This is a genomic window from Rhizobacter sp. (assembly GCF_031412075.1).
Classification (GTDB): Bacteria; Pseudomonadota; Gammaproteobacteria; order Burkholderiales; family Burkholderiaceae_C; genus Rhizobacter.
In genome coordinates this window covers 1-6,425 of record NZ_JANOCG010000552.1, presented here as the reverse complement: position 1 = coordinate 6,425, position 6,425 = coordinate 1, and the positions used below count along the sequence as shown (strand labels likewise).

Genomic DNA, 6,425 nt, shown 5'->3' with positions numbered 1-6,425 from the left:
GCGACAACGCGCGCGAGCGTTTTGGCAGCAAGCTCAAGGTGAATTGCTCCTATTTCGAGAACTTCACGCCGACGCGGCAGTTCAACAACGTCTTGTCGCTGCACGTGCTGGAGCACGTTGACCAGCCCGGTGACGTGATCCGCAAGATGCACGACTGGGTGGCCCCGGGCGGCCAGGTGATTGCCGTGGTGCCCAATGCACAGTCGCTGCACCGCGAGCTGTGGGTGTTGTTGGGCCTGCAGGAAAAGAACGACTCGCTCTCGCCGCGCGATGTGCTCGTGGGCCACCAGCGTGTGTTCACGCTCGACCAGCTGGCCGCGCACTTCGAAGACGCTGGATTCGACATTGCCGAGCGTTTTGGCTACTTCGTGAAGGTCGTGCCCAACAGCATGATGGTCGGCTGGAACCCTGACCTGATCAAGGCGCTGACCAACATCTCGGCTCAGCTGCCGCCTCACTTGCTGGCGAACGTGGGCCTCGTCGCGACCAAGCGCGCAGGGTGAAACCCATGGTGTCGATGCCCGTGCATGCCGGCTTGCAGCAGTTCTACCGAGAGCATGGCCAGGGCAACGGCCTGTTCTACATGGGCCACGCCTCGGTGCTGGCTGTGTTCGGTGGCAAGAAGATCCTGTTCGACCCGGTGATCCTGTCCAAGCCGTACGCCGATTCCTGGGCGTTCTTTCCGGCACAGGTGGCCGACCGCAGCGTGTTCGATGTCGACGCGGTCGTCGTTTCGCACATCCACCAGGATCACTACGACCTCGAGTACCTGAAGGCGCTCGACGGCAAGGCGAGGATCGTCGTCGTGGGCGGTCGCCCCTCGTTCATCGAAGACCTGCAGCACAACGGCGTCAAGAACCTGCTGATCGTCGAGCCCGAGACCGTGACCGAGATCCTCGACGGCGTGCACATGTATGGCGTCTTGCACGAGAGCAACGGCATCGACTCCTCGGCCATCGTCTACAACGACGCGTTTTGCGTCTACCACGGCAACGACAACTACCTCCAGCCCGAGTCGCTGAAGAAGTTCACCCGCGTCGGGCCAAGCATCGATGTGGCGTGCATTCCTTACGCCTACATCCACTGGTATCCCTTCCTGCTGGAATACGGCGAAGGCCAGGCCGCCGAGAAGCAGGCCGAAGGTGACCGGCTGGTCAACATGTACATGGACGACTGCCTCAACTCGATCCGCATCTTGCAACCCAAGCTGATGATCCCGTTCGGCGCCAACCTGCTGCTGGACGACGGCAGCGCCTTCTCCGACATCAACCTCGCCGTCAAAACCCCCATCGAATTTGTCGAATACGCGGCCCAGACGGCGCCCGATGTGGCCGACGCCGTCAAGCCCATGCTGGCGGGCGACCACTGCGCCCCGGCCGGCAAAGGCTTGTCCATCACCATCGGCCAGCAGTTCGACGGCGGCAGCTACCGCGCGCTGGCCGACGCCTTCTTGCAAGAGCGGCCGGTCAAACAAAACGACACCCGCTGGCAACCCATCGACAAACAAGCCTTCATTGACAACCTCAATGACAAGGTGGGCCGCATCACCGAGCGGCTGGAAAACGTGATCCTGGTGGAGCTGAACTACCTGGGCGAACGCTCCCGCGTCGAGATCGACTGCCTGCACCACCGCGCCCGCTGGGTCGACGAGTTTTGTGGCGACATGGCCTACCACCACTTCAAGCTCGACCCGATTGCTTCGGGCACCTGGCTCAATGGTGGTCGTTTTGAAGAGGTGATCGGCATGCGCCGCTTCACTCTGCGGCGCGAGCCCAACATCTACTGCAAGGACGTTCTGCGCCTGACCAGCACCGTCATCTGAGTTCCCCGTTCTTCCCGGGCATGAGCACTCGCTCGCCGGGATGGGCGCCAAAAGCGCGCCAATTTGACGGATTGCACTGGCCCGGCCTGCGGCACAGTCGAACCATCAAAACGGGTACCCAGATGAGCATCGAACGTTGCCAGATTCTCGAGCTTCCCAAGATTCAGGACCCCCGCGGCAACCTGACCTTCGTGGAGTCGAACAGTCACATTCCCTTCGGCATCGAGCGCGTGTACTACCTGTACGACGTGCCCGGTGGTTCTGAGCGCGGTGGCCACGCTCACAAGGAATTGCACCAGTTCATCATCGCCATGTCGGGCAGTTTCGACGTGGTGCTCGACGACGGCCAGGACAAGAAGCGCGTGCACATGAGCCGCTCTTACAACGGGCTGTATGTCTGCCCGATGATCTGGCGCGAGCTCGACAACTTCTCGTCGGGCTCGGTGTGCATGGTGCTGGCCTCGACCAAGTACGAAGAGTCGGACTACTACCGCGACTACGCCGAATTCATGCGAGCGAGGTGGTGCAAATGATCGAGTTCCTGAGCTTGAAGCGCGTCAACGCGCCGCACGAAGCCGGCATCCGCCAGGTCATCCAGCGTGTCATCGACTCGGGCTGGTACATCCTCGGCCAGGAAACCGAAGCCTTCGAGCGCGAGTTTGCCGACTACTGCGGCGCCAAACACTGCATCAGCGTGGCCAACGGCCTCGACGCCTTGCACCTGGTGCTGCGGGCTTATGACATCGGTGCGGGCGATGAAGTCATCGTGCCGTCGAACACCTTCATCGCCACCTGGCTGGCAGTCAGCCAGGCCGGTGCCACGCCGGTGCCGGTGGAGCCCGATGCGCGCACCTTCAACCTCGACCCGGCGCTGATCGAAGCGGCCATCACACCGCGCACGCGCGCCATCATGCCGGTGCACTTGTACGGCCAGCCGGCCGACATGGACGCGATCAACGCCATCGCGCGCAAGCACGGCCTGCGTGTGATCGAAGACGCCGCCCAAGCCCACGGCGCACGCTACAAGGGCCGGCGCACCGGTAGCCTGGGCGATGCCGCCGGCTTCAGCTTCTACCCCGGCAAGAACCTCGGCGCGCTGGGCGATGGCGGCGCCATCACGACCAGCGACGACACCCTGGCCGCCACCTTGCGCAAGATGCGCAACTACGGCTCCAGCGTGAAGTACCGCCACGACATTCCCGGCGTGAACTCGCGCCTCGATGAAATGCAAGCCGCCGTGCTGCGCGTGAAGCTGCCGCACCTCGACAGCGAAAACGCCACCCGCCGCGCACTCGCCGCCGAATACCTGCAGGCCCTGCGTGGCGCCCCCGTGGTGTTGCCCACCGTGCTGGCCGACACCGAGCCGGTGTGGCACCTGATGGTGGTGCAAAGCGAGCAGCGCGAGGCCTTGCAAGCGCAGCTCACGCGGCGCGAGGTGGGCAGCCAGGTGCATTACCCCATCGCCTGCCATCAGCAGAAGGCGTATGCCGGCACCCAATGGCCATCGTTGCCGATCGCCGAGCACATGCAGTCGCGGGTGCTGAGCCTGCCGATCTCGCCCTACCTCACCCCCGCCGAGGTGCGCACCGTGGCCGATGCCGTGCGCGGCTGATTCAAAACAAGACGCATGAAAATCGCCACGCTCGTTCCGGCCTACAAGCCCAAGTACCTGGTGGAGCTGCTGACCTCGCTGCGCCACCAGACCGTCAAGCCCGACCGCGTCATTTTTTCAGACGACAGCCCGGACCAGGCCTTTGTGGCCACGCTCAACAGCGAGCCGCTGAAGTCGATGATCGCCGACCTGAACGTGAGCGTGGTGCCCGGCCCACGCAGCGGCGCGTACAACAACTTTCTTCACTTGATGAAGGTGTGGAACGGCGAGACCGAGCTGTTCCACCTGCTGCTCGACGACGACATCATCTACCCACCGTTCTACGAACGCCACCTGCATGCGCACGCCTCGGGGCGCATCAGCTGCTCGATCAGCCGCCGCTGGACGGCCACCGAAACCGGCGTGCCGCTGCGCGACCTGCCCGTGCCCGGGATCATCAACACCAACAGCAATCGCATCCTGGCGCTCGACGCGGGTGTGCTGTTTGCCACCACGGCGGCAATCAGCTCCAACTGGCTGGGCGAGTATTCCAACGTGGTGCTGCGCGCCGACATGGCCGACATCGTGAGCGACCCGCGCATCGAGTCGATCGCCTACACCGGCCTCGAAGACCTGGGTGCGTTTCTCAATGCCAGCCTGCGCGCGCCGGTGGCCTACATCAACGACCACCTCGGCTACTTTCGCACCAGCGCCCAGCAGCATTCGGCCGACCCGATGGGCCGGCCGATGAAGCTGGCGCACCTGGCCTACCTGGCGCTCGCCATCGCCGGGCGGCGCATCGGGCAGATCACACAAACCCAGTTTGAAAACTGCATGGCCGGGCTGTGCCCGGTGGTGCCCATGCGCTACGGCAACGAGGCCGACATGGCGCCGTTTTGCGCGCTGATGCCCGAGCTCGCGAAGGCCACCCCTGCAGCCGAGGCGAAGTTTCTTGAAGCGTGGCGCGCTTTTGTTCAGCGGTGATGCGTTTCGGCTGCTTGTTGAGCCATATACCTCAGCCGCACTCCGTTCGCCCTGAGCCTGTCGAAGGGGTGCGCCGCGCACTGCGCCGGCTTCGACAGGCTCAGCCCGAACGGACCTGGGGTGCAGCTGATGTATGTCACCCATCAAGACAGCGTTTGTCTTTCGTGTCAGTTTTGTCAAAGAGCCCAACATGAACACACATGACATTCCGGTGGTGACCGTCTCCTATAACTCGCCTGAGTTGATCCTCGGTTTGCTGGCGTCGTTTCGCAAGTTCTACCCGAACCCGATCTATGTCATCGACGGCTCCGACGCCGAGCCGGCGGCCAAGATCAAGACAGTGGTCGAGGGTTTCGAGAGCGTCCATCTTCATGCCTTTGGCTACAACATCCACCACGGCCCCGGTCTGGCGTGGGCGATCCAGAACCTCGGTCTTAAAGGGCCGGTTCTGTTTCTCGATTCCGACATCGTCATCGTGCGCGAAGGCTTTCTCGAGTCGCTGCACGAGCAGCTGCAACCCACCGACTACGGCGTGGGCACGGTTCAATACGTCAACCGCGACGGCTTCGACATCGAATACGGCTACGGCGCCATCCACTACATGCACCCGCCGTGCATGCTGTGCAACATCGAGGTGATGAAAGAGTGGCCGATGCCCATCAAGCACGGCGCGCCGATGATCGATGCCATGCGCGCCTTGCACGACGCCGGCATGTCGAGCCTGCTGCGCAACGTCGACTGGGTGGGCAATGACCTGAAAGACGGCACGACCCGCATCTTCATCGACCACATCGGCCGCGGCACCGTCAGCGCCACTGGCGGCTATCACCTTGAAGAGTGGATGGCCGAGGCGCAGGAAAAGCGCAAGCGCGAACAAACGGTCGCAGCCGCCCCGCAGTCATACAACCACGACCTGCTGGCGCTGATGCCACCCGGCGCCAGCAAGGTGCTCGAAGTGGGCTGCAGTACCGGTGCGCTGGCCCAGGCCTTCAAGGGCGTGAACGCCGACTGCGACTACTGGGGCATCGAATTCGACGCCACCGCCGCCGAGATCGCCAGGCGCCATTGCAGCCAGGTGATGGCCCTCGACGTCGAGCGCATGGCCGACCACGAGCTGGCCGAACTCGCCAGCCGCAATTGCTGGGTGTTCGGTGACGTGCTGGAGCACCTGCGCGACCCGTGGCGTTTGCTCGCACGCATTCGCAAGGTGATGCCGACCGACGGCTGCATCGTGGCCAGCATTCCGAACGCACAACACTGGAGCCTGCAGGCCCGCTTGAGCGTGGGCGACTTCCGCTACACCGATGGGGGCTTGCTCGACCGCACACACCTGCGCTGGTTCACCCGCGTGACCATGCTCGAGATGTTCCAGAACGCCGGGTTCCGCATCGATGCTGGCAAGCCGCGCATCTTCAACGAGCCGGGCCGCGACCGTGTGCTGCCCATCATTCGCGCGATGGCCGAAGCCATGGGCCAGTCGCCCGAGCAGGCCGTGCAAGACGCGCTGCCCCTGCAATACGTGGTGCGGGCCGTCCCGGCCTGACACCTCGCGTCATTCCCGCCCCCAGGCGGGAATGACGGCATGCCTGCCTCAGGCTGCGGCCTTCTTGGCCGGCTGCGGGCGGGCCTGTTTCTTCAAGTCTTTCGCACGTTTCTGCTTTTGCCTGCGGACGGCACGGTCTTTGTCTGCGCTCATGTGAACCTCATGGTGGTTGCCTTGACGGCGGGGCCACGGTTGTACCACTGTGCGGCGTCAGGGCGTGGCTTGCAGCCCGAACAAATCGGCCAGCGCCTGCCGGTAGAGCGGCTGGCCTACGGCGTTGGTGTTGTGGTGCGAACCCCCTTCGACCAGCACGAAGCGCTTGGGCTCGCGTGCCCGCTCGAACAGGCCTTGACCCAGCGCGGGGCGGATCAGCGTGTCTTCGCTCCCATGCACCACCAGCACCGGCGAGCCCACCTCGGCGATGCGCGAGGCGGCGTCAAAACGCTGCGTGATGAAGGGCGACACCGGCAGCCAGCCCCAGCGGA

Annotated in this window: 7 protein-coding genes; 6 read left to right on the top strand and 1 reads right to left on the bottom strand. The window is 63.9% G+C overall.

The annotated features are described in order from the left end of the window. From RMO40_RS20570 to RMO40_RS20545, 6 genes are all read left to right on the top strand, one after another. Window positions 1–503, top strand: a 503-nt coding sequence (locus tag RMO40_RS20570) for a methyltransferase domain-containing protein (protein WP_309725338.1), incomplete at its 5' end; no start/stop codon positions are given. A gap of 5 nt (window positions 504–508) precedes the next feature. Next, the gene (locus tag RMO40_RS20565) at window positions 509–1,822 is read left to right on the top strand and encodes an MBL fold metallo-hydrolase (RefSeq protein ID WP_309725336.1); all 1,314 of its coding nucleotides are present in this window, start codon (window positions 509–511) and stop codon (window positions 1,820–1,822) included. 122 nt (window positions 1,823–1,944) lie between these two features. Then, on the top strand, window positions 1,945–2,355 hold the full coding sequence (locus RMO40_RS20560; protein ID WP_309725333.1) for an FdtA/QdtA family cupin domain-containing protein: 411 nt from the start codon (window positions 1,945–1,947) through the stop codon (window positions 2,353–2,355). Beyond that, a complete protein-coding gene (locus RMO40_RS20555) occupies window positions 2,352–3,434 on the top strand; it encodes an aminotransferase class I/II-fold pyridoxal phosphate-dependent enzyme (RefSeq protein WP_309725332.1) in 1,083 nt (360 codons plus the stop codon). The genes RMO40_RS20560 and RMO40_RS20555 overlap by 4 nt, the downstream gene beginning before the upstream one ends. Before the next feature lie 15 nt (window positions 3,435–3,449). Further along, window positions 3,450–4,397 (top strand): glycosyltransferase, encoded by a 948-nt coding sequence (locus RMO40_RS20550; RefSeq protein ID WP_309725330.1) that lies wholly within the window; start codon window positions 3,450–3,452, stop codon window positions 4,395–4,397. Window positions 4,398–4,587: 190 nt separating this feature from the next. After that, on the top strand, window positions 4,588–5,940 hold the full coding sequence (locus RMO40_RS20545; protein WP_309725328.1) for a methyltransferase domain-containing protein: 1,353 nt from the start codon (window positions 4,588–4,590) through the stop codon (window positions 5,938–5,940). Window positions 5,941–6,150: 210 nt separating this feature from the next. On the opposite strand, the gene RMO40_RS20540 is transcribed toward RMO40_RS20545, so the two are convergent. After that, on the bottom strand, window positions 6,151–6,425 hold a 275-nt coding region (locus tag RMO40_RS20540; RefSeq protein ID WP_489660210.1), incomplete at its 5' end, for an alpha/beta hydrolase.